This is a genomic window from Pseudoflavonifractor sp. SW1122 (assembly GCF_012027765.1).
Taxonomy (GTDB): domain Bacteria; phylum Bacillota; class Clostridia; order Oscillospirales; family Oscillospiraceae; genus Enterenecus; species Enterenecus faecium.
In genome coordinates, this window is the sequence record NZ_SJOS01000001.1 from 1 (window position 1) to 22872 (window position 22872).

The window sequence follows — 22872 nt, forward strand, 5'->3', positions numbered from 1 at the left end:
AACTTCAACAGCTGCTTACCCGCATAGACCGCAGAAGTTACCCGGCCTATAAGGACACCCGAGGAACCTATCAGTTTCCGGGCTATATACTGTCCATCGACCACGTCCAGGGAGACCCTTTTGCCGCTCCCTCCAAACTGAGCATCCATGTCAAAGGAGAGAAGGCCGGGTTTCCTCATGAGCTGTACCAGATGCCCTGTCAGCGCATCGCCTTGCAAGATGCCATCACCCGCCTGTTTGCCCGGAAAGCTGGGCAGGTATCCGGACTGGCCAGAGGCTCCGGGCACAGCGGGCTTCTTTCCACCAGCCGCTGTGGACAGGAGGTATTGGAGCGCACGGCATGCAGTATGGACCCGGTCTCCGGAGACGCTGTGTTGCGCTTTGAGGCAGGATTTCCCGCCAATGGCCGTACGGTAAACGCTGGAGAACTGAGAAAGATGCTGTTTGAGTTCCTGCCCCAGTGCGTGGAAGCATCCCTCATGTACCGAAATTTGGACGGAAAGAGGCTGCAAGGGGTAGCAGATCTGGCGGAGGACCAGCAGTATATCCGTGAGACTCTTCCCAAACTTGGCCTGTGCGCCTTCGTGGCAGACGGTAGCATTCTCCCTCGAGCCACTGGCATCTCTGCCCAGCCCATGAAGGGCAGTGTACCATTTCAGTCACCCCAGGAGTTGTCTGTCACCTTGGAACTGCCACACCGGGGAACCGTCACCGGCATGGGTATCCCTAAAGGCATCACCCTCATTGTGGGCGGTGGATATCACGGAAAATCCACCCTGCTCAAGGCACTGGAGGCAGGGGTATACAACCACATTTCCGGGGATGGACGGGAATACGTCATCACGGATCATACCGCCGTTAAAATCCGGGCAGAAGATGGCCGAAGCATTGCCCAGACGGATATCTCCATGTTCATCAACCATTTGCCCAATGGAACGGACACCACCCGCTTCACCACCCAGGACGCCAGCGGCAGTACCTCCCAGGCTGCCAATGTGGTGGAGAGTATGGAGGCTGGAACCTCTCTGCTGCTCATGGATGAGGACACCAGCGCCACCAACTTCATGATTCGGGACGAGCTGATGCAGCGGGTCATTCACCGAGACATGGAGCCCATCACCCCGTTTTTGGAGCGTGTGGAAGAGCTGTATCACACCCACGGCATCTCCACCATTTTGGTGGCGGGCAGCTCTGGCGCCTATTTCCACCCCGCTCACCACATCATTCAAATGGACCGATATATCCCCAGGGACATTACCGCACTGGCCAAAGAGGCGGCACAGGCGTTCCCCTCCACCTGTGCCCAGCTGGAGCCTGCACCGGCTCCCAATGTACACCGCTGTCCCTGTAGACCGGAGGAGTTTGGCCAAGGTGATCGGATAAAACTGAAAACCTTGGGGCGGGATGGGGTATCCATTAACCGCGAGACCATCGACCTGCGGTACGTGGAGCAGCTCACTGACCCGGAACAACTCACCGCACTGGGGTACTGTTTGATATACGCCCAGAAGTATCTCATGGACGGCAGACGCACCCTGCAACAAGTAGTGGAGGAACTGGAACAAATCATGGACCGCAAGGGCCTGGAAGCGCTGTGCGGTCGTGAGGGAGCCTTTTTGGCACGGCCCAGACGACAGGAGATCTTCGCCTGTTTCAACCGGTACCGGGGGCTGAACCTGGCTGGAAAAACTTCTTGAGTTCTCTTCTGAATCGTTGTATAATACCATTGCTTACAATTGAAAACGGGGAGCTTGTAGACAGGCTGAGAGGAAGGTGTGCCCTTCGACCCATGAACCTGATTTGGATAATGCCAACGTAGGGAGACATATGCCGTCATCAGCGGGGATACCAAGTCAGGTATCCCCGCTGTTTCTGTTTCAACGCTCATCCAACCCGCATCCAGAAAGGAAGAGATCAACATGAGAACATACACAACCCAGATGGACGCAGCCCGTCAGGGCATCATCACCCCGGAGATGAAGGCGGTGGCCGCCAAAGAGTACCGCACGGAGGAGGAGATTCGGGAGCTGGTAGCCAAAGGACAGGTGGCCATCTGTGCCAATAAACTCCACACCTGTCTGGACCCCAACGGCGTGGGTTCTATGCTTCGCACCAAAATCAACGTCAATCTGGGGGTGTCCCGGGACTGCAAAGACTATGACGTGGAGATGCAGAAGGTGATGGCGGCAGTGAATATGGGGGCAGAGGCCATCATGGACCTGTCCTCCCACGGTAACACCCAGCCGTTCCGCCGGAAGCTGACCCAGGAGTGCCCTGCCATGATCGGCACGGTCCCCGTATACGACAGTGTCATCCACTATCAGCGGGATTTGGCCACTCTCTCCGCCAAGGACTTCATCGACGTGGTGCGACTCCACGCTCAGGACGGGGTGGATTTTGTCACCCTCCACTGCGGCATTACCCGCAAAACCATCGACCAGATCAAAAACCACAAGCGGAAAATGAACATCGTCTCCCGGGGCGGCTCCCTGGTGTTTGCCTGGATGAGCATGACCGGGGAAGAGAACCCCTTCTATGAGTACTTTGACGAGATTCTGGATATCTGTCGGGAATATGACGTGACCATCTCCCTGGGAGATGCCTGTCGCCCCGGCTGTCTGGCCGATGCCAGTGACGTATGCCAGATTGAAGAGCTGGTACGCTTGGGCGAGCTGACCCGCCGGGCCTGGGCCAAAGACGTACAGGTGATGGTGGAGGGCCCCGGCCACATGCCCCTGGACCAGATTGAGGCCAACATGAAGCTCCAGCAGACCATTTGCATGGGCGCTCCCTTCTATGTGCTTGGTCCCCTTGTCACGGATATCGCCCCTGGCTACGACCACATCACTGCCGCCATCGGCGGGGCAGTGGCCGCTTCGGCAGGCGCTGCCTTCCTGTGCTATGTGACCCCCGCCGAACATTTGGCTCTGCCCAATGTGGAGGACGTGAAGCAGGGAATCATCGCCTCCCGCATTGCTGCCCACGCCGCGGATATCGCCAAGAAAATCCCCCACGCCAGAGACCTGGACGACGCCATGGCCGATGCCCGGCGGACCTTCGACTGGGACAAGCAGTGGGAATGTGCCATTGACCCGGAGACCGCCAAGGGCATCCGGGATGACCGGGCCCCGGAGCACGAGGACAGCTGTTCCATGTGCGGCAAGTTCTGCGCCGTACGCAGCATGAACAAGGCCCTCAGCGGGGAGTACATCGACATTCTGTAACGAAAACAGGGATTCCTCCTAAAATCGGAGGAATCCCTGTTTTGATTACTCTTCCAGAGAATAAGGGGCAAATTGGAGCATGGTTTGAACGGTGGAGAAGGGGCGTCCCGCCCCTAAAGAGGGACTCTTTTGCTGGTGGTCTGTGGCCGTGAGCACCGGGTACTGAAATCGTGAAGTCTGGTGGGTGTACTGAACCCAAGAATCGATCCAGACTGTTTCGCCAGGAGAAGTGGGAAACACAGAGTATGCCACATAGCCCCGGTGATTGCTTCCCTGACGAGGAAGAGAGAAGGAGGCAAACCAATCTGAATTCGTTTGCTGGCCCCAAAAGATGGAGTCGTAGGTGTAAGAGGCTTTCTCCAGACGGGCATAGGGAGAGACGAAGGTCGCGCCGTTGTCGTCGTACAGAAGGCGGCCGTGCACCGCATCTTCGGCAGGAATCCAATATGAGGTGTTGGTGTAGACAGGGGTGAGTTGGAACGACTCTGTACCGTAAAAGGCGGGGCTATCCACCCACTGGAAGTGGTGGATGAGCTTCCAACGCTCCGGCTCTTCGGACAACTGCACTCCAATGCCCGTCAGGTGCAGCTGAGGCACTTTTCCATCTGATGTAGTATGTTCCTCAAAGGAGCGGGTGTACTCATCTACCACCACCTGCTGGGCGCCCTGACAATCCTGCAAATCCTCCATAGAGAGGTCATTCAAAACCGTGTCTGGGAAGCCCAAGTCTCGAAGCTTTTCTTTGATTTCTCGTTCTTGAGAAGAGGGCGGCGCAGACAGGAGCATCCAATCCATGGAGTAACTGTGGAAGAAGAGAAATCCGCCTGCCACGCCCACCAGAATGCACCCAGTGAAACACAGCGCAAACCGTCCCTCTGAGAGCCACGCCCGAAGCCGAGGGAGCGGGTATCCGGCGGTGGTGACTGCCTGGGAGAATCGGAAGATACGGTAGAGGCAAAAGACATAGAGAATGATCAGAACGAGAAATCCAAACAGTCCAATCACTCCAACCACGGACAGCAGGGCCAAGCCTACATACCACACCACCAGTCCACCGGCGGCTCTGGTGGATGCCTTCACTCCGGAGGCCTTTCGCAGCTGAAGCAGTCCCCGCCACAGGGAGAATAGAGTGACCAGCACCAGGAACATCGACGCCAGGTTTGTCAGATATCCCAAAGCAGAGGTATAGAATTGATTTTGAAAGATGGTGGCGTTTAGGGCAAAGATCGGTACCAGGGCGATACAACGCACTGCGGTGAAGACATAACAGCGGAACAGCCATTTGTTTTCCCGTCGTACGGCTCGGAAGCCCAAGTATAACAGGAGTAAACCAAGGAAAGACAGCAGCTCTTGCAGCAGAGGAATCTCCAGGGTAAGGGTGCTCAGGGCCAATCCCCAGAGGATTTGGGTCATCGTGGTCTGCCAGCTGGGCGTCGGATCAGAACGGGACTCGGGGGCATCGGGTACAACGTGGTAGGTTTCCATAGGTCGGCCTCCTCCCTGATTTTGATAAATTCATCATATCTCATCTCGCCTCAAATGCCAAGTAGAGAAACAAAAATCCCCCGTGCTCGGAACAAGTTTCACCGAGTACGGGGGAGCGATTTCTCTCAAGAGAGTTTTTCCTTGAGTGCTAGAATCTTGTTATAAATGGTTTGAATCGTTTCTTCAAACACCTCGTCACTCTGTCCAGTGGGGTCTTCCAGGCCCCAATTCTCCGTATAGGGGGCCGTAAAGGCCGGACAGCTGACGTTACACCCCATATAAATTACCACATCCGGCTGGGGCAGCTGTGAGACAAGTTTGCTGTACTGGGTTTCCTCCATGTCGATGCCGTGGAGCTGTTTCATCATGCGCACGGCGTCGGGATTGATGCGGTCTTTTACCTCGGTGCCGCCGGAGTAGCTCTCAAATACATCTCCCGCCAACTTTTTGCCCAGGGCCTCCGCCATCTGACTGCGGCAGGAGTTGTGAACGCACACAAATGCAACCTTGGGTTTTCCCATGTCATTCATCTCCTTTATTCCTTGCCATCCTTCAGCAGGGCTTCGATCTGGGCAGGCTTGAGCACCTTTCCGGTGGACACCACCTTACCATGCACCACCAGGGCAGGGAGGCTCATCACCCCGTAACCGGCAATGGTGGCCATGTCCTGAACATATTCCACATCTACATTCAGACCCAGACTACGCACCGCCTCCTGGGTGTTCTCCAGCAGGGTGTGGCAGGAGGCGCAGCCGGTGCCCATCACCTGAATGGCCGCCCCGGACTTGGGGGCCACTCCAGTAGGTGCGGAACAACCGCATTGACAGGAACAGGAGACCGTCTGCTCCTCTTTTTCTTCTTACCGAATCCAAACAGTGCCATGTTACATTCCTCCTATATGATTAAACTAGCAAAACTTGAATGGCATTGAAAAAATATCCAACCAGGATGATGCCCAGGGTACAGATCCCGATAAAGGCCGCCAGCAGCCGGGGCTTCACCGCCTGTTTCAGCATGATGAGGGAGGGAAGACTCAAAGTCGTCACCGCCATCATAAAGGACAGCACGGTGCCCAGTCCAGCCCCCTTAAACAGCAAACTCTCCGCCACGGGGATGGTGCCGAAAATATCCGCATACATGGGCACTCCTACCAGAGTGGCCAGAATCGCCGCCAGAGGATTTTGGCTGCCCAGCACCATCTCCACCCAGGTCTGGGGCACCACGTTGTGAATCAGTGCGCCGATACCCACGCCCAGGAAAACATACGGGGCCACCTTTTTCGCCGTGTTCACCAGCTGACCCTTGGCATAGTCTACACGATCTCGCCGGGTCAGGGTGCCGCTCTGGCTTTCGATGTGGGGCGCATGGCGGATGAAATCCTCCACATACCGTTCCATCCCCAGCTTTTGCAGAAGCGTGCCGCCGATTACGGCAATGACCAGACCCAGCAGCACATACAACACCGCCACGCGGGTGCCAAACACGCTCATCAATAGCACCAGGGAGCCCAAGTCCACCATGGGGGAGGAGATGAGGAAGGAGAAGGTCACGCCCACCGGAAGCCCGGCACTGGTAAAGCCCATGAAAATGGGGATAGACGAACAGGAACAGAAGGGCGTCACCGTCCCCAGTAGAGCTGCAACCACATTGGCCCATAGCCCCTGGAATCGTCCCAGAATCTTCTTGGTGCGCTGGGGTGGAAAGTAACTCTGCAAATACGAGATGCCGAAAATCAGCACCGAGAGTAAGACAAAGATTTTAATGGTGTCGTAGAGGAAAAATTGTACAATCCCGCCCAGGGTTCCATCCAATCCCACCGCAGCCAGACCATTTCCAATGAGTTCGTTGAGCCATTTCATTCCCAAGACTTGATCTTGGAAGAAGAGCCAACCTGATCTGATCCATTCCATCTAATCCATACCTCCAATTACAGTTCTAAAAATTTCGATTTGAACAAGTTGAGAAAAAACCATCTCAAGAAACAGATGGTTTTCTCATCCACAGCAGTTGTCTGAGGTGCCAGCAGCCGAGGTGTCCGTCAATTCCTCCAACAGCTGCCGGGCATAGGCACAGCCCTCCTCCCGCAGGGAATAGTGGGTCCACTTTCCCTCCGTACGTCCCACCACCACACCGGAGTCACAGAGAATCTTCATGTGATAGGAGAGGGTGGACTGGCTGATGTGCAGGTGCTCCAACAGCGCACAGGCGCACTTCTCACCGCTACGGAGCAGCTCCAAAATTTGCAGCCGATTCACATCGCAAAAGGCCTTAAACACCCTCATATCTGAGGCGTGATCTCGCACAGTAATCCCTCCTATCACATCGAAGAATTTCAATCTAATGGCAGTATATTCAATCCATCGAGAAATGTCAATATGTCATTCATCAATATGGTTATTTTGACCATAGAGTCGTTGCATCATCCGGTATCTTGTTGTATACTTAAACAAACCACAAAATACAAAAAAGGAGCGGTGAATCATGGGAGTATTGGAACTTAGAGACGTCAGCTATACGTATCAGACGCAGTATCAAAAGGTAGAGGCCCTGCGGAACATCACCGCATCCTTCGATGGTGGAAAGGTGTACGCCGTGGTTGGCAAATCGGGCAGCGGAAAAACCACGTTGCTCTCCCTGTTGGCGGGGCTGGACCTGCCCACAGAAGGCGAGGTGCTGTGCCACGATGTGGCCACCAGCCAAATGAAGTTGGAGCAGTACCGCCGGGAGCAGGTGGCGGTGATTTATCAGAACTTCCGGCTATTCCCTCTGCTCACAGTGGCAGAAAATGTGATGTACCCCATGGAGCTGCGGGGGACAAGCCCCAAGGAGGCAAGAGAAAAGGCTAAGATTTTGGTAGAAAAAGTAGGACTGCCCGAGACCGTGCTGGGCCGTTATCCCACCATGCTCTCCGGCGGTGAGCAGCAGCGGGTGTCCATTGCCCGCGCCCTGGGCATGGACACCAAAATTCTCTTGGCGGACGAACCCACCGGAAACCTGGATACGGCCAACAGTGAGAATATCTATTCCATCCTCCAGAGTTTGGCCCATGACGACGGGTACTGTGTCATCATTGTCACCCACGACCGCACCCTGGCCCAGAAAGCAGATGACATTCTGGAACTGAAAGACGGTCAGGTGGTAAAGTGAGGAGGCGAATCCCATGGTGATACGAAACGGTATTCTCAGTACAGTTCGGGCCCGAGGGCGTACCGTCCTATTCAGCCTGCTCATCCTGCTTTTGACCCTCTCCCTGTCCCTGGGTATGGGTCTGTGGAGTTACTGCGCCCAGACGCTGGAGGCCATGAACCAAGCTTACACCTCCATTGCTTTGGTGGAACACATGGGAGAGAACTATCCCGACCCCTATGCAGCGGACGATACCGCCCGCCAGTCCCTGGCGCAGTTGGGGGACTATAGCCAGGTGCCTGGGGTAACGCTGTGGGAGACCACCGATTGGGGCGTCGCCCTGTCCGAGGGATATCAGCGTCCGGACGGCACCATTCCCTATGAGAACCAGGTGGTTTTGGCTGTGTTCCAGATCACCCAGAAGTACGTTCAAGAGTCCTTCACCATTGAGCCGGAAGACCTCCCGGAGGAGTATATAATTCGGGAAGGCCCCACCTGCACTGTAAAAACCAAGGAGGGCATGTGGGAAGATATTCAGTATTATTCCCTGCTCTCCAGCAAAAAAGAGGATGTCCGAGTGGTTGCCAGCCCTAGACTCACTCTAATAGACGAGACCCGCGACATCACATTGGATTTGAGCTGGATGGAGGAGGCGGGGAACGTCTTCGATCGTGGAGAGTCCTATGGGACAGACCCTGCCACAGGTGAGAGCTATTGGGTAGAATATTTCTTGGGATATCGACAGGCCCCGGCAGGGTATACAGGCATCATCGGGAAAAATCTCTACTCCTATGAGGGGAAGAGTGGTGTTTTAGTGGAAATTGACCCCGGGGACAGCGGCTTTGTACCTGAGCCTGGAAAGCGTTACCTCCTCCACGGAGAACTGTACGACAGCGGCAGTTCCAGCCGTGCCATTCGGGTGACGGAGTTCTACGAGGGCTGTGACCAGTCTCCCTGGGTGGCCTTTGACCGTTATGATGACCTAGTATTCACCGACAGCATCTTTACAGAGTACGCCCAAAAATATGAGTTGGGCAACAACTACATGCAAGTGGAATCCAGCGATTACATCGCCGCTCTGGAGCCCTTCCAACAGGGGACCTTGTATCTCACCGACGGGCGATATCCCAAAGCGGGGGAGAGCGGTGTATGTGCCATAACCCAGGACATTGCCAAACAGCTGAATGTGAAGGTGGGCGACACCATCTCTCTGTCCATGATGCAGTCTACCGAATACGATCCCTTTGCCTTGGGAGAAACGGACGACACTCGAAGCTGGACCGTGGTTGGGATTGTGAACCAGGCCAGCGGCTACGAGGGGCGCATCTGGGTTTCCAGGGGAGAGGATCTACCTCAAGCACCTCTGTTTGGCTATCTATTGGGCCGGGCCGTTTTGGACAACAACCGTGCGGTAGAGGCGGTGGACCAGATGGAAGCCATGGCTCCGGATGGGGTGCGCATTACCCTGTATGACCAGGGCTATGCAGCTGCTGCCCAGCCCCTACAGGCCATGGAGTCCACGGCTCAGGGCGTCACGTTTGCCTCCCTGGTGGGTGTGTTGGCTGTCTTGTGCCTATTTGCATTCCTCTTTGTGGGGCGACAGCAGCAGGCGGTGGACGTGATGGTCTCCCTGGGCACGCCCAAGGGTAAGATTCGGCTGTGGCTCCTCTCCGGCGTGACCCTGGTGGCAGGGGTAGCTGTACTGGTAGGGATGGCGGTATCTGCCGCCTCCATGCAGCTGCTCATTACTCTGGCCCTTCAAGGGGCTCGTGCCCTGTATGCCGCCGATCGGCGGTATAGCAACGGGGCTCTGGGCACCACCAAAGAGGTAGAGCTGCCCCAACAAGTACCTCTGTGGCCTGCCTTGGTGGCAGGCGTGGTGGTGTTTGTGGCCGCTCTGACCCTGTGCGTGGCCTTTGTGGGCCAGGCGCAGCGAAAAAACACACTTCGCCAGGGTAAAACCCGGGTGCGTGTACCCCGCAGCGGCACCAGTGTCGCAGGGAAGGGTGCTGTGCGCTTTGCCTGGCTCTCTGCCCGCCGAGGCGGTTGGCGCTCTGTGGTCGTTCCCGTGGTGGCGCTGGTCTTGTCTGGATTTTTGGGATTTTTGATGGTGACTGCTCAGGGCTGGGAGAGCCAGCGCCGGAGTCTCTATGATAACACCACCATCACAGGTCAATTTACCTCTGCCAATGGAAGGCAGTATACAGATTTGCATCTATCCGATCCGTTCCAGATCAGCGAATCCGGTATGGTGTCTGACATTCAGGTCTATCGCAGCTACCACTACTGGCTGAGCAAGGACATGCCACAATTCGCAGACAATGTACATGGCCAGGACCGCAGGGCCGGGTGGATTGAAAAGCAGGAAGACATGGTATTCCTCAACGGCTTCGCAGTTGCGCCAGACTTTATTTACAGCGAGAAAAGCCCGGAAATCACATGGCTAGAGGGCTGGGACGAGGGATTCCTGACAGAGCCCAGCAACTACACCAGTGGCATGGAGGGCATCACCCCCTGTGTTGCCAGCACACGCTGGATGAATGAGAAGGGGGTGGAGTTGGGCGACCAAATTTCCGTCTATACGGAACTGGCAGGCGATATTCCTGTGTGCATCGTGGGTTCCTTTACTCCGTGGGGAGCTGCTGACAACCTCTATGCGCCGCTGAGTTGCTTGCAAACCGACATTGTCGATTATCTGGGTTGCCGTTTCACCCTGAAATCTGCCTATGATTTGGATGATTTCCGGGAGTATCTGGCCCAGGAAGAATATTCTGTCCCAGGGGATTTAAACGGCAATCGCATCGTAGTCATGCTCAACGACTCCACCTTTACCCAGACCGTTGAGGCTCTGGGACGCTACATCACCCTGAGTCAAATTCTCTTCCCTGTGCTCTTCCTCCTCATGGGAGTTATGGGCTTTGTGGTGTCCTGGCTGATGGTCAATGGTCGGCGCATGGAGTTTGCCATTATGCGAGGGCTGGGTGCCTCCCAAACGCGGGTGTTCGGCTCCTTCTTCCTGGAACAGATGGGACTGTGCCTGATCGGATGTATCCTCAGTGGAGTGGTCTTGACCCTTTGGAGTTGGAAGCCTATGGTCTGGCTGGCTTCCGCTGGCTTTGCTCTCTTTTATTTGGCGGGATGTGCTCTGGCCGTACGTACCGTGGGACGGACCAAAATCTTTACCCTCCTTACCCATGCAGATTGATGGAATCGAATTCCCCCCACACTTGAGGGAAAGGGTGTGTGTTTATGATTCTTCGCAATGGAATTCTCAGCACTGTGCGCTCTCGTGGTCGCACCGTTCTCTTCACCCTTTTGATTTTCCTTCTCACCCTCTCCCTGTCCCTGGGACTGGGGCTATGGAGCTATTGCGCTCAGACGCTGGTTGCCATGGACGCTACCTACACCTCCATCGCCTTGGTGGAGTACAAAGGGGAGAAGTATCCGGACCAATATGCCGCCGATGAATCGGCCCGGGCCGCATTTTCCCAGTTGGGAGACTATAGCCAAGTGCAGGGCGTGGAGCTGTGGGAGTCCACACAACGTGGGATGGTTCTGACAGACGGCTATCAGCGCCCGGACGGCACCATTCCCTATGAGGATAAGATGGTGGTGTCGGTCTTTCAACTCAGTGAGGTATTCGCTTTTCAGGAGTGTTCCGCACAGTTGGAGGATCTTCCCGAGGAATACCTGATCTATTCCGACGACCGGTGCACCGTCCACATCCGGGAGGGGGAGTGGGAGGATATTCCATATTACTCCAGTGCGCCATTGGAGACGTCAGCGGCATATGTTACCGAACAGATGAACGGAACCGTTACCCTGGTGGACAAAGACCGGGGTCTCTCCATGGAGCTGAACTGGCTAAAAAATCAGGGTGGCTTCTTTCGCCGGGACAGTTATATTGAAACCGACCCACAGACCGGAAGGTTGACCTCCATCGACACACTGGTAAACTTCCGCTTGGCTCTGGACCACTACAGCGGAATCATTGGGGAAAACCTGTATTCCTATGACGGAAAAAGCGGCGTGCTCGTAGAGGTCTATCCTGGAGACAGCGGCTTTGTGGCAGAGCCGGGAAAGCGGTATCTGATCCACGGTGAGCGGATGGACAGCGGCGCATCCAATCAAGGCATTGTCGTGAGAGCGTTCTATGAGGGCTGTGATCAATCCCCATGGGTTTCCTTTGACAGCTATGACGACCCCATATTCACCGATAGCCTTTTTTCAGCGTACGCCAAACAGTATGAGCGGGGCAACAACTATATCCAAGTGGAGGCCAGCGACAACATCCCCGCCTTGGAGCCATTCCAACAGGGAACGCTCTACCTCAAAGAGGGACGATACCCCCAGGCAGGGGAGAAGGGGGTATGCGCTGTCACCCAGGACATCGCCCAACAGCTGGACTTGGACCTGGGAGATGAGCTTTCTGTGTCGGTAATGCAGTCCACCCAGACAGACCCCTTCGCTCTGGAGGAGACAGGGGACAGACGCACCTGGACTGTGGTGGGGATTGTCAATCAGGGCAAGGGCTACGAAGGGCACCTCTGGGTATCTCGGCAAGACACCCTGCCGGAAGCCCCGCTGTTTGGATATCTGTTTGGCCGTGCTGTTTTGGACAACGCTGGAGCCGTGGTGGCCGTGGAGCAGATGACGGCCATGGCCCCTGACGGGGTGGAGATCACTCTGTACGACCAGGGCTATGCCACCGCAGCCCAGCCTCTACAGGCCATGGAGGCCACTGCCCAAGGAGCCACCTTTGCCTCTCTGGTGGGGGTACTGGCGGTACTGTGCCTGTTTGCCTTCCTCTTCGTGGGACGACAGCAGCAGGCCGTGGATGTGATGGTGTCCCTGGGTACCCCCAGGGGAAAGGTTCGGCTGTGGCTTCTCTCTGGAGTCACCCTTGTAGCTGGCGTGGCTGTGCTTGCGGGCATGGCAGTGTCTGCCGTGTCTATGCAGTTGCTCATTGGGCTGGCCCTGCAAGGGGCCCGGGCTCTGTATGCTGCCGATCAGCGGTACAGCAACGGAGCTCTGGGTACCACCAAAGAGGCAGAGCTGCCTCAACATGTGCCGCTGTGGCCTGCGTGGGTGTCCGCTGTTATCGTATTTCTACTCGCTCTGGTGCTGTGTGCCCTGTTTACACAGCTGGCCCAGAGGAAAAATACCCTCCGCCGAGGGAAGAGCCGAGTGCGAGTTCCCCGCAGCGGAACCAGTATCACGGGGAAGGGTGCCATGCGCTTTGCCTGGCTCTCCGCCCGCCGGGGCGGTTGGCGCTCCATGGTAGTACCTGGCGTGGCCCTGGTCCTATCTGCTTTCTTAGGGTTTCTCATGGCAACGGCCCAGGGCTGGGATCAGCAGCGGGCTACTCTGTATGAGAACACCACCATTACAGGACAGTTTACCTCGGTCAATGGCAGGCAGTATACCGGACTCATGCTGGAAGACCCTTGGCAACTCTGGGACTCGGGTCTGCTCTCGTCCATGCAGGTCTATGACTCCACCCACTACTGGATGCCGGATGAGATGCCAGACTTTCCAAACACCGCATTCGGCAATAAGCTCCGGGGCGAGTGGGTTTCCAAGCAGCCGGAGCTGGTCTTTCTCAACGGTTTGGAGGTATCTCCCAAGTTTGTCTACGGTCAGGTGCCCACCATCACCTGGCTGGAGGGCTGGGACGAGAGCTTCTTGGAAGATCCCGGCTACTACAACACCCCCCAGAGCACCCCGCTTCCCTGTATTGCCAGCCAAACTTGGATGGAGGAGCAGGGAATCAGCTTAGGGGATGACATTAAAATCAATTCCCAAAAGGGCGGCACCATTACGGTGTTCCCTGTAGGTTCCTATGCCTTGGAGGGCACGGACAAAACCATCTATGTGCCGCTCAGCCGTCTCTGCCTGCCCCCTTGGCAGGCGGAGAGCCCACAGCAAAGTGCAGCGCCATGGGACTATTTCCCCGGCTGTCGATTTACCCTCCAGTCCTCCTATGATTTGGAGAGATTCCGGGAGTACCTGGCCCAGGAGGGGTACTCGGTTCCGGGTGATTTGAATGGCAGCCGCATTGTGGTGGTGCTCAACGACTATGCCTTCACCCAGACCGTGGAGGCTCTGGGGCGCTACATCACCCTGAGCCAAATTCTCTTCCCCGTGCTTTTCCTCCTCATGGGAGTTATGGGCTTTGTGGTGTCCTGGCTCATGGTCAACAGCCGCCGCATGGAGTTTGCCATTATGCGAGGGCTGGGTGCCTCCCAAACGCGGGTGTTCGGCTCCTTCTTCCTGGAACAGATGGGGCTGTGCCTGATGGGTTGTATTCTCAGCGGAGTGGTCCTGACCCTTTGGAGCGGACAGCCCCTGGTCTGGCTGGCTTCCATTGGCTTTGCTCTCTTTTATTTGGCGGGATGTGCTCTAGCGGTGCGCACAGTTGGGAAAACTAAAATTTTCGCCTTGCTCACCCATGCGGACTGAGAGGATGAAAGTCCTGGTTATGGGACATCCTCTGTGGTAGAATAATCCCATCACCGAGAGAGGAGCGCAGGGGCATGCAGGAGAAAACCTATCTATCCATTGATTTGAAATCCTTTTATGCCTCCGTGGAGTGCATGGAGCGGGGACTGGACCCCATGACCACCCATCTGGTGGTGGCCGACCAGAGCCGTACCGAGAAGACCATCTGTCTGGCGGTGTCTCCTGCCCTGAAAGCCTACGGCATCTCCGGGCGGGCCCGGCTCTTTGAAGTGGTGCAGAAGGTGAAGGAGGTCAACGCCCAGCGGCGGCGCAAGGCCCCAGGCGGAGTCTTCACGGGAACCTCCCACCAGGCTCCCCAGCTTCTGGCCCGGCCGGACCTGGCCCTGGACTACTTGGTGGCCCCGCCGCAGATGGCCCACTATATTTCGTTCAGCACCCGCATCTATAACGTATACCTGAAGTATATCGCGCCGGAGGACATGCATGTCTACTCCATTGACGAGGTGTTTCTGGATGTAACCCCCTATCTGGACACCTATGGTATGACGGCAGAGGAGTTGGCCCGTACCATTCTGCTGGATGTGCTCCACACCACCGGAATCACCGCCACCGCTGGCATTGGCAGCAATTTATATCTGGCCAAGGTGGCCATGGACATTGAGGCCAAGCACATTCAGCCGGACAAAAATGGGGTTCGCATCGCCCGTCTGGACGAGATGAGCTACCGCCGCAACCTCTGGGCCCATCGTCCTCTCACCGATTTCTGGCGGGTGGGCCGAGGGTACGCCAAAAAGCTGGAACAGCAGGGGCTGTACACCATGGGCGACATTGCCCGGTGTTCTCTGGGCAGGCGAGAGGACTACTACAACGAGGAACTGCTCTACAAGCTCTTTGGGGTGAATGCGGAGCTGCTCATTGACCACGCCTGGGGGTGGGAGCCGTGCACCATCGCTGATATCAAGGCCTATCGCCCTACCACCAACAGTGTGGGGTCGGGCCAGGTGCTGAAAACCCCATACCCGGCGGAAAAGGCCCGGCTGGTGGTGCAGGAGATGGCAGATCTCCTGGTACTGGATTTGGTGGACCATCGGCTGATGACCGACCAGCTCACTTTGACGGTGGGCTACGACCGGGAGAATCTCACCGATCCCCAGCGGAGGCTGGCCTACCGGGGTGCTGTCTCCACCGATGCCTATGGACGAGCCATCCCAAAGCACGCCCACGGCACCACTCATTTGCCGGAATACACCTCCTCCACCACAGAGATTGTGGAGGCAATAACCAGATTATTTGACCGAATTGTCAATCCCCAGTTGCTCATTCGGCGGCTCAATGTCACCGCCAACCGGGTGTTGCGGGAAGACTGCCTGCCTACGCAAGGGTTCCAACAGTTGAGCCTATTCTCTGACGATGGGCAACAGCGGAAAGCCCAGCGAAAGCGAGAGCGCCAGAAGCAGCAGGCCATTCTCAGCATCAAAAAGAAGTACGGAAAAAACGCCCTTCTCAAAGGGATGAATTTCCGGGACGGGGCCACCACCCGGGAGCGCAATGGACAGATTGGGGGTCACAAGGCATGAGGGAGAAGCGACACCCCTACGAGGACATCCTCTCTGTGCCTCGGCCCACCACTCATGTGCGTCCACCCATGTCCCGGCAGGACCGGGCGGCACAATTTGCCCCCTTTGCTGCGCTCACCGGCCACGATGCCGCCATTCGAGAGACGGCCCGTACTACCCAGGCCAGACGCCAGCTCAGTGAGGACGAAAAACTCATATTGGACCGAAAGCAGCAGTTCCTGCTGGAACAGGTGCACCAACACCCACAGGTCACCGTAACCTATTTCCAGCCGGACACCCGCAAAGCCGGGGGAGCGTACCAAGTGTTTACCGGACATGTGCGGGCCCTGGACACCTTCCGACGGCTGTTCCGCACCATGGAGGGCAGAGACATTCCTGTGGACGACATCGTGGATCTGGAAAGCCCCCTGTTTTCTCAATTGGAACTGTAAAAAGCACCACCGACGATTTCGTCGGTGGTGCTTTTTATTAAGATTCTGGGTTTGATGCCGGCGCAGCTGCGTCAATGCTCAGGGAATATCCCTGGAGAATGGCGGTGGTATCCTCCGCCATCTCGTGCTCAATGGTCACCTGATCGCCCACATTGAGGATGACGGCAGTGGGATTCTCTACGGCGGAGAGGGAGTAGAACACGTTCTCTTCCTCCAGACGCACATAATAGTAGGTGTTGCCGTTTAGTACAGCGCTGCGAATCTCCGCCACGACACCCTGGGCCGTGGTCTGAGGCACTTCCTCCTCCTCCGTCAGGCCCTTGTCTGTGAGCATGCGGATATACTGCTGTTCACACTGGGCTACGGTGCTTCCCGTGGCCACCAGCTGATACTGGGCCACGTTGACCATGGCATAGCTCTTCACCAGCAGGGTGTTATCCTGGAGGGGAATGAAGTAGGTGGGTTGTCCTGCCACATTGATCAGCAGGGGGAAGGTGGCGGTGTAGCCCAGGTCCTGCACCACACCCTCGGCAGATGCCTGAGCCGCCGCCTCTGTGGCACCGGGAGCATCGTAGAAAATGGTCTCCTTGGTGCGCTGGTTGGAGAGGAGGAAGCCCAGATTGGACTGGTCGGAGTTGGCGGAGGTGACACCGGTGTACACGTACACGTCATCGTTGATGGCGATATAGTTATACCCCTCTGTGGTCACGGTCACATCCTTCTGGCCGAAAATGGAGTTGATGAATCCGTTGACCAGGGTGCCATAGTAGTCATATTGTTGCATGATGAGGGCAGGGGTATATAGGTTATCCACCCAAGAGGGCACCTCATCATAATACTGGCTTTCTCCGGTGATGGCGTTACAGAGGACAGCGCCCTGGATGTCGGTACCGCCAAACAGGCCGATGGTCTTTACCACTCGGGGGGCAATCCACCAGGGCTGTCCGTCCTCATCGATTTCAAAGCGGGGAGTGGAGAACATGAAGGTGGGGTACTGGAATCGGAGGTGACGCATGATGTTCCGGTTCAAAGGCTCGGAGAAGGAGTATTTCATTCCCTCCTCCAGCCGCACCACCTGAGCCTCCTGGGTGACCATGTCCACCAGCACATAGGCGGGCAGACCTTCGCCCCGGTTGGTCAGCCACTTGAACAGATCGGCATAGGCCACAGGGGCCACGCGGACGGGGCGGCCCTGGTAGTTGATCTGGGTGGAATCTCCGCCGTACTCAAACTGGCTGACCATGTCGCTGAGGGTACCCATCTGGCGGTCCCCCAGGTACTCGGCAGAGGTGCGGTCCAGGGTGGGAATCTCATCAAAGGAAATCTGGCTGATATCCTGGGAAAATTCACCGCTGTTGACCGTCAGCAGCTCCCGGTAAGCCTGGGCCCGGAAAATGGGGAGGGAGACCAACTGTCCCACCACACCCACTACCACCAGCAAGAGCATGAAAATCCCGATGGGCAGACACTGTTGTTTGATGAAGCTAAGATAATGGCGCACCTTATCTTTCCCGGTGGTCACCACCGTGGTGTCCTGAAATCCCGAGGTAATCAGGGCACAGACCATATAGACCAGGCACAGCAGGAAGAGAAATCCGTAAAACTCCGTGGCCTGTAGATTGAGGGCGGGCAAGGTGATATAGAAGTAGAGGAACCCCACCACCGCTGTAACCAGGAGGTTCAGAAGGATTTTCCCCAACTTTCCCTTGGGCCAGGGAAAGCCCTTTTTTCGTCGCTCTTTCATAACATGGAACTCCTTTCGAATCCATAGAGAGTTGATGTAAAGTATACCTGCTTTTCTCAGAAAAAGCAATCAAAAGAGAAACCCGCAGCTGGACAAACACAGCTACGGGTTTCTAAATGGTCTTAGATCATGCGGAGAATGGCTTCCTTGGGCTGCACACCCACGGACTGGGCCACAGCCTCGCCGTTCTTCATCACCACCAGGGTAGGGATGCTCATCACGCCGAACTGACGGGCCAGCTCAGGCTCGTTGTCCACGTTGACCTTGCCCACCTTGATGTCAGTGCGCTCAGCGGCGATCTGGTCCAACACAGGAGCCAGCATGCGGCAGGGGCCGCACCACTCAGCCCAGAAGTCCAGCAGCACGGGCTGGGAGGCCTGAAGAACCTCAGCGTCAAAATTGTCCTTGGTGATGGTAATGGTATTCATGAGGAACGTCTCCTTTTCTTGTTGAATTTTGTACTCTGAGCATACACCCTTTTATGATTCCCTTCTGTGACAAACTCACACAGAAGATGTTTCGTAGTACTTCTCACCCAGCAGGATCTTCTCCGGGGTGATGGGCAGCTCCCGGTGCCACACACCAGTGGCGTTATAAACGGCGTGGGCGATGGCAGGGGAGGGGGTATTGATGACGATCTCGCCGATGGACTTGGCACCGAAGGGGCCAGTGGGCTCATAGCTGGACTCAAACTCCACGTGGATGCGTCCCACATCCTGACGGGTGGGAATCTTGTACTGCATGAAGGAGTCCTCCCGGATGGCGCCCTTATCGGTGTAGGTGATGTCCTCGTACAGGGCCATGCCGATGCCCTGGGCGATGCCGCCCTCAGTCTGGACTCGAGCCAGATTGGGGTTGATGACCGTGCCACAGTCTACAGTAGCCTCATAGTTGAGCACCTGAATGGCTCCGGTGGCCTTGTCGATCTCCACCTCCACCATGCCAGCCATATAGGGGGGTGGGGAGACCGGGGAGGAGGTGGTGGCGGTGAACTGGGTCTCAAACTGGTTGTTGACCATGGAAGCGGTGGCCACGTCCACCAGGGAGACGCTGCGCTGCGGGTCGCTGACACAGCGGACCGTCTTGCCGTCAAACTCCGTGTCCTCCACGTCGCACTTCATCAGAGCAGCACCGATCTTCTGGATGCTCTCCCGCAGCTTCTCACAGGCTTCTTCCACAGCACGCCCAGTGAGGTAGGTGGTGGAGGAGGCATAGGAGCCGGAGTCATAGGGGGAGGCATCGGTGTCGGCACCGTAGACCACCACGTTGTCCACGTCACACTCCATGACCTCAGCGGCCATCTGAGCCAGAATGGTGTCACAGCCGGTGCCCATGTCAGCGGCGCCAATGGTCAGGGCATAGAAGCCGTCGTCGTTGAGCTTGATGGTAGCGCCGCCAATGTCCACATTGGAAATGCTGGACCCCTGCATGGCCAGAGCTACGCCCACGCTACGCACCTTACCGTTGCCCATATCCCGGCAGGGATACTTCTCGTCCCAACCCATGCGCTGGGCGGTTTCCTTCAGACAGCGGTCCAGGGCACAGGCGTTACAGGGCTCATAGTAGTAGGCAGGGGGCACCTGTCCCTCTGCAATGAGGTTCATCAGCCGCAGCTGCACCGGGTCCATCTTCAACTCAGCTGCCAGCTCGTTGACAATGGACTCTACAGCAAACAGACCCTGAGTGGCGCCGTAGCCACGGTAGGCTCCGGCGGCCTGCATATTGGTGTACACCACGTCATAGGTGAAGCGGTAGGCCTCCTGGTTGCGGTTATACAGGGGGATGGACTTGTGGCCAGACAGGCCTACGGTGGTGGGGCCGTGCTCGCCATAGGCGCCAGTGTTGGACAGGGTATACATGTCAAAGCCACGGATGCGGCCATCCTTCATGGCTCCGATGCGCACCGTGATCTCCATCTCGTGGCGGGGGCTGCCAGAAGTCTGGCTCTCCTGGCGGCTATACACCAGGTAGGCGGGCTTTCCGGTCTTCCAGGTGACCAGGGCGGGGAACACCTCGGTGACACAGCTCTGCTTGGCGCCAAAGCCACCGCCGATGCGGGGCTTGGTCACCCGCACCTTGGACTTGGGAATGTCCAGAGCGTGGGCGATGATGCGCCGGGCGTGGAAGACGATCTGGGTGGAACTGAGCACATTCAGCCGTCCATAGGTGTCCATATAGGTGTAGGTGCGGAAGGTCTCCATCATGGCCTGGCTGTTGGCCTTGGTGTGGTAGGTGCGCTCCAGCACCACATCACAGTCGGCCAGTACCGCCTCAATGTCCCCGTGACCCATCTCATCGTGGGCGCACAGGTTTCGGTGGTTGTCCGCCCCCACAGGGCAGTGTGCCACCCAATTGTCCTCCGGGTGCACCAGCACCGGATTGTCCTTGGCAGTGCGGAAATCCAGCACCGCAGGAAGCACCTGATAAGTGACCTTGATGAGCTTCAAGGCCTTGTCCACAGCCTTTTCATTTTCACCGGCCACCACGGCCACGGCGTCCCCGTGGAATCGCACATGGCGGTCCAGCAGCAGGCGGTCGTAGGGGCTGGGCTCAGGATAGGTCTGTCCAGCCATGGTAAACCGCTTCTGAGGCACATCTTTATAGGTGAAAATGGCCTCAATGCCGGGTACCTTCATGGCGATGGAGGTGTCGATGTTCTCAATCATGGCATTGGCATGGAGGCTGTGAAGCACCTTCACCACCAGGGCGTTGGGGTCCCGCAGGTCCCCGGTATACACCGGTTTGCCGGTAACCAGGGCCATGGCGTCCTTTTTACGAACGGGTTGATTCACATGGCACATTCCTCACACCCCTCCTTTCTTCTGGGCATCCTTGAAGGCCAGATAGGACTGAATGCCCCGCAGCTGTCCCTCATAGCCGGAGCAGCGGCACAGGTTGCCGCTGAGGTAGGAGAGGATCTCCTCCTCGGTGGGGTGGGGGTTCTCCCGGAACATGGCAATGGCATTCATCATCAGGCCGGGGTTGCAGAATCCGCACTGCTCGGCGCCCTGGTCAGCGATGAAAGCCCCGAAGTCGGCAGCCTCCTCCTGGAGCCCCTCCAGAGTGGTGACTTTGTGGCCAGCCACCCGGGCTGCCAGCACCGAGCAGGACAGCACCGGCTTATCGTCTACAAAGACGGTGCACAGGCCGCAGTTGGAGCTCTCACAGCCCCGCTTGACGCTGGCGCAGCCCAGGGAGCGCAGCACATCCAACAGCAGGCTGTCCGCCTCCACCACCGTGGCAATCTTCTTTCCGTTGAGTTCAAATTTCAATTCCATGTCACTTCACCTCACAGGCTGCCAGCACGGCCCGCTGCACCAGCACGCCGCAGATTTGACGGCGGTAGGCAGCGCTGCCCCGCATGTTGGACCCAAAATTCAGTTGTCCGGCCACATAGTCTCCAAATCGGGCGGCGCTGGTCTCATCCACACCGCCACAGAGCAGCCCCTCCTGATCTCGCACCAGAGCCGCCTTGTGGGGACGGGCACCCACGGATGCCTGCCACACCCCATCCACGCAGGAGACCGCACAGGTGAGGATGGGGAAGTCGGTGCGGGCATGGCGCATAGCCTGGTAGGACGCCTGCATAAGCTGCTTGTCCACCACCAGCTTCACCAGGATGTCCCGGTCCGCGGGCATCTGGACATACTGCTCCAGGGAAATCTCTCCGGCATGGTGGCACACCACCTTGGCGTTCAGGACCAGGAATACAGTGAGCACGTCGGAGAAGCCGTAGCGGCCAAAGATGGAGCCGCCCACCGTGGCGGTGTTGCGGAACTGCACGCCCACAATGTCCTTGACGGCATCGGCCACAGCATGGTTCGTCCAGGCATTGAGGGCAGGGTGCTGCTCCAGTTGGCGCAGGGTGACCATACAGCCGATCTCAAACGTATGGTCTGTCTCCACAATGGTGTCCAGCCCCAGGCCGGACAGGTCAATGGCAGTGTCCACACTGCGGGTGGTCATTTTCATCCAGTGCATACCGCCCAGGATGAGATTGGCTTTCTTTTGGTTCAATTCGTAGGCCTGTTCCAGGCTCTCCGCCCGGACATATTGTCTGATGGTCAACAAGACACTTCCTCCAAACCTTGTATATTCATATCTGGCCAATGCGCAACAATACACAGTATATTGTACCGTACTTTTGAAGGGATGTAAAGTGACAAAAAAGCACACCTCTCTGGAAGATCAGAGGTGTGCTTGTAAATATTGTTGGATTCTGGAAAGTTTCTCCGGCGTATCGGCGTCCCACAGCTCGTGGGGGCCTCCTGCCTCCACGTAACATACCGGAGTGTCGCCCACGGCGGCCATGCCGCCGTGCTCTCCGGTCAGCTCCATCAGGTCAGGGAAGAGGTGGGCAGGGAAGAGAGTTGGGCTGGAGGGCTGGCCCTGGTAGGCCAGACGGTGCACGGTCTGGGGCCGCGCCTGAAAATCAGCCACCAGACGGCGGATGCTGTCTGCGCTGCACAGGGGCTGGTCCCCCAGGACAAACAGACACCCATCTGCGTCTTCTAACTTCTCCAACCCCAAGCGGATGGATTTGCTCTGAGGGCCACCCTCATAGGCCACCGTCTTCACCCCATGACGACGGCACAGAGTCTCCACCTCAGGGTCGCTGACCACCGCCACCATCTGAGAAAAGCAGGAACGTGGAATAGCGTCCAGGGTGTGCACCAGCAGTGGTCTGTCCACCAGAGGCGCCAGCAGCTTGTTTGCGCCGAACCGGGTGCTCTTCCCAGCGGCCAGGACGATACATGCAATGCGCATTTTCCCTCACCTCTCAACACATTTCACATGGCAAAATCAGTTTGCCCGATTTTCCC

Annotated in this window: 18 protein-coding genes and 1 riboswitch; of the genes, 7 read left to right on the plus strand and 11 right to left on the minus strand. The window is 57.0% G+C overall.

Features of this window, described 5'->3' with window-relative positions:
• On the plus strand, positions 1–1697 hold a 1697-nt coding region (locus tag E0L15_RS00005; protein WP_168124094.1), incomplete at its 5' end, for an ABC-ATPase domain-containing protein.
• A gap of 37 nt (positions 1698–1734) precedes the next feature.
• Positions 1735–1839: riboswitch (TPP riboswitch) on the plus strand.
• A gap of 80 nt (positions 1840–1919) precedes the next feature.
• A complete protein-coding gene (gene thiC / locus E0L15_RS00010) occupies positions 1920–3224 on the plus strand; it encodes a phosphomethylpyrimidine synthase ThiC (RefSeq protein ID WP_087230213.1) in 1305 nt (434 codons plus the stop codon).
• Between the two features lie 45 nt (positions 3225–3269).
• Here thiC and E0L15_RS00015 read toward each other — a convergent pair whose 3' ends face one another.
• The 5 genes from E0L15_RS00015 to E0L15_RS00035 form a co-directional block, all read right to left on the minus strand.
• Positions 3270–4709 carry a hypothetical protein gene (locus E0L15_RS00015; protein WP_168124095.1) on the minus strand — a complete coding sequence of 480 codons (1440 nt, stop codon included), beginning with the start codon at positions 4707–4709 and terminating at the stop codon, positions 3270–3272.
• 125 nt (positions 4710–4834) lie between these two features.
• Positions 4835–5230, minus strand: coding sequence for an arsenate reductase ArsC (locus tag E0L15_RS00020; RefSeq protein ID WP_087369347.1), 396 nt, complete (start codon positions 5228–5230; stop codon positions 4835–4837).
• 14 nt (positions 5231–5244) lie between these two features.
• A complete protein-coding gene (locus tag E0L15_RS00025; RefSeq protein ID WP_347565953.1) occupies positions 5245–5505 on the minus strand; it encodes a thioredoxin family protein in 261 nt (86 codons plus the stop codon).
• A gap of 106 nt (positions 5506–5611) precedes the next feature.
• Positions 5612–6619: a permease gene (locus tag E0L15_RS00030; protein ID WP_168124096.1), complete on the minus strand. Its 1008-nt coding sequence runs from the start codon at positions 6617–6619 to the stop codon at positions 5612–5614.
• An 84-nt stretch (positions 6620–6703) separates the two neighbouring features.
• Entirely contained in the window at positions 6704–6991 is a 288-nt protein-coding gene (locus E0L15_RS00035; RefSeq protein WP_168124177.1) for a metalloregulator ArsR/SmtB family transcription factor, read from the minus strand.
• A gap of 199 nt (positions 6992–7190) precedes the next feature.
• Here E0L15_RS00035 and E0L15_RS00040 point away from each other — a divergent pair, with 199 nt between their 5' ends.
• The 5 genes from E0L15_RS00040 (at position 7191) to E0L15_RS00060 (ending at position 16305) form a co-directional block, all read left to right on the plus strand.
• The gene (locus E0L15_RS00040; RefSeq protein ID WP_168124097.1) at positions 7191–7856 is read left to right on the plus strand and encodes an ABC transporter ATP-binding protein; all 666 of its coding nucleotides are present in this window, start codon (positions 7191–7193) and stop codon (positions 7854–7856) included.
• Between the two features lie 13 nt (positions 7857–7869).
• Positions 7870–11040: an FtsX-like permease family protein gene (locus E0L15_RS00045; RefSeq protein ID WP_168124098.1), complete on the plus strand. Its 3171-nt coding sequence runs from the start codon at positions 7870–7872 to the stop codon at positions 11038–11040.
• 44 nt (positions 11041–11084) lie between these two features.
• On the plus strand, positions 11085–14297 hold the full coding sequence (locus E0L15_RS00050; RefSeq protein WP_168124099.1) for an FtsX-like permease family protein: 3213 nt from the start codon (positions 11085–11087) through the stop codon (positions 14295–14297).
• Between the two features lie 74 nt (positions 14298–14371).
• Positions 14372–15874, plus strand: a complete 1503-nt coding sequence (locus E0L15_RS00055; protein WP_168124100.1) for a Y-family DNA polymerase — start codon at positions 14372–14374, stop codon at positions 15872–15874.
• Positions 15871–16305 (plus strand): hypothetical protein, encoded by a 435-nt coding sequence (locus E0L15_RS00060; protein WP_168124101.1) that lies wholly within the window; start codon positions 15871–15873, stop codon positions 16303–16305. The genes E0L15_RS00055 and E0L15_RS00060 overlap by 4 nt, the downstream gene beginning before the upstream one ends.
• Before the next feature lie 37 nt (positions 16306–16342).
• Here E0L15_RS00060 and E0L15_RS00065 read toward each other — a convergent pair whose 3' ends face one another.
• From E0L15_RS00065 to E0L15_RS00090, 6 genes are all read right to left on the minus strand, one after another.
• Positions 16343–18049: a hypothetical protein gene (locus E0L15_RS00065; protein ID WP_087369341.1), complete on the minus strand. Its 1707-nt coding sequence runs from the start codon at positions 18047–18049 to the stop codon at positions 16343–16345.
• 122 nt (positions 18050–18171) lie between these two features.
• On the minus strand, positions 18172–18504 hold the full coding sequence (trxA, locus tag E0L15_RS00070) for a thioredoxin (RefSeq protein WP_275532466.1): 333 nt from the start codon (positions 18502–18504) through the stop codon (positions 18172–18174).
• Between the two features lie 48 nt (positions 18505–18552).
• Positions 18553–20850: a molybdopterin cofactor-binding domain-containing protein gene (locus E0L15_RS00075; protein ID WP_168124102.1), complete on the minus strand. Its 2298-nt coding sequence runs from the start codon at positions 20848–20850 to the stop codon at positions 18553–18555.
• A gap of 3 nt (positions 20851–20853) precedes the next feature.
• Entirely contained in the window at positions 20854–21327 is a 474-nt protein-coding gene (locus E0L15_RS00080; protein WP_168124103.1) for a 2Fe-2S iron-sulfur cluster-binding protein, read from the minus strand.
• 1 nt (position 21328) lies between these two features.
• Entirely contained in the window at positions 21329–22120 is a 792-nt protein-coding gene (locus tag E0L15_RS00085; RefSeq protein ID WP_168124104.1) for an FAD binding domain-containing protein, read from the minus strand.
• Positions 22121–22237: 117 nt separating this feature from the next.
• Positions 22238–22816, minus strand: a complete 579-nt coding sequence (locus E0L15_RS00090; RefSeq protein ID WP_168124105.1) for a nucleotidyltransferase family protein — start codon at positions 22814–22816, stop codon at positions 22238–22240.
• Positions 22817–22872 lie beyond the last annotated feature (56 nt).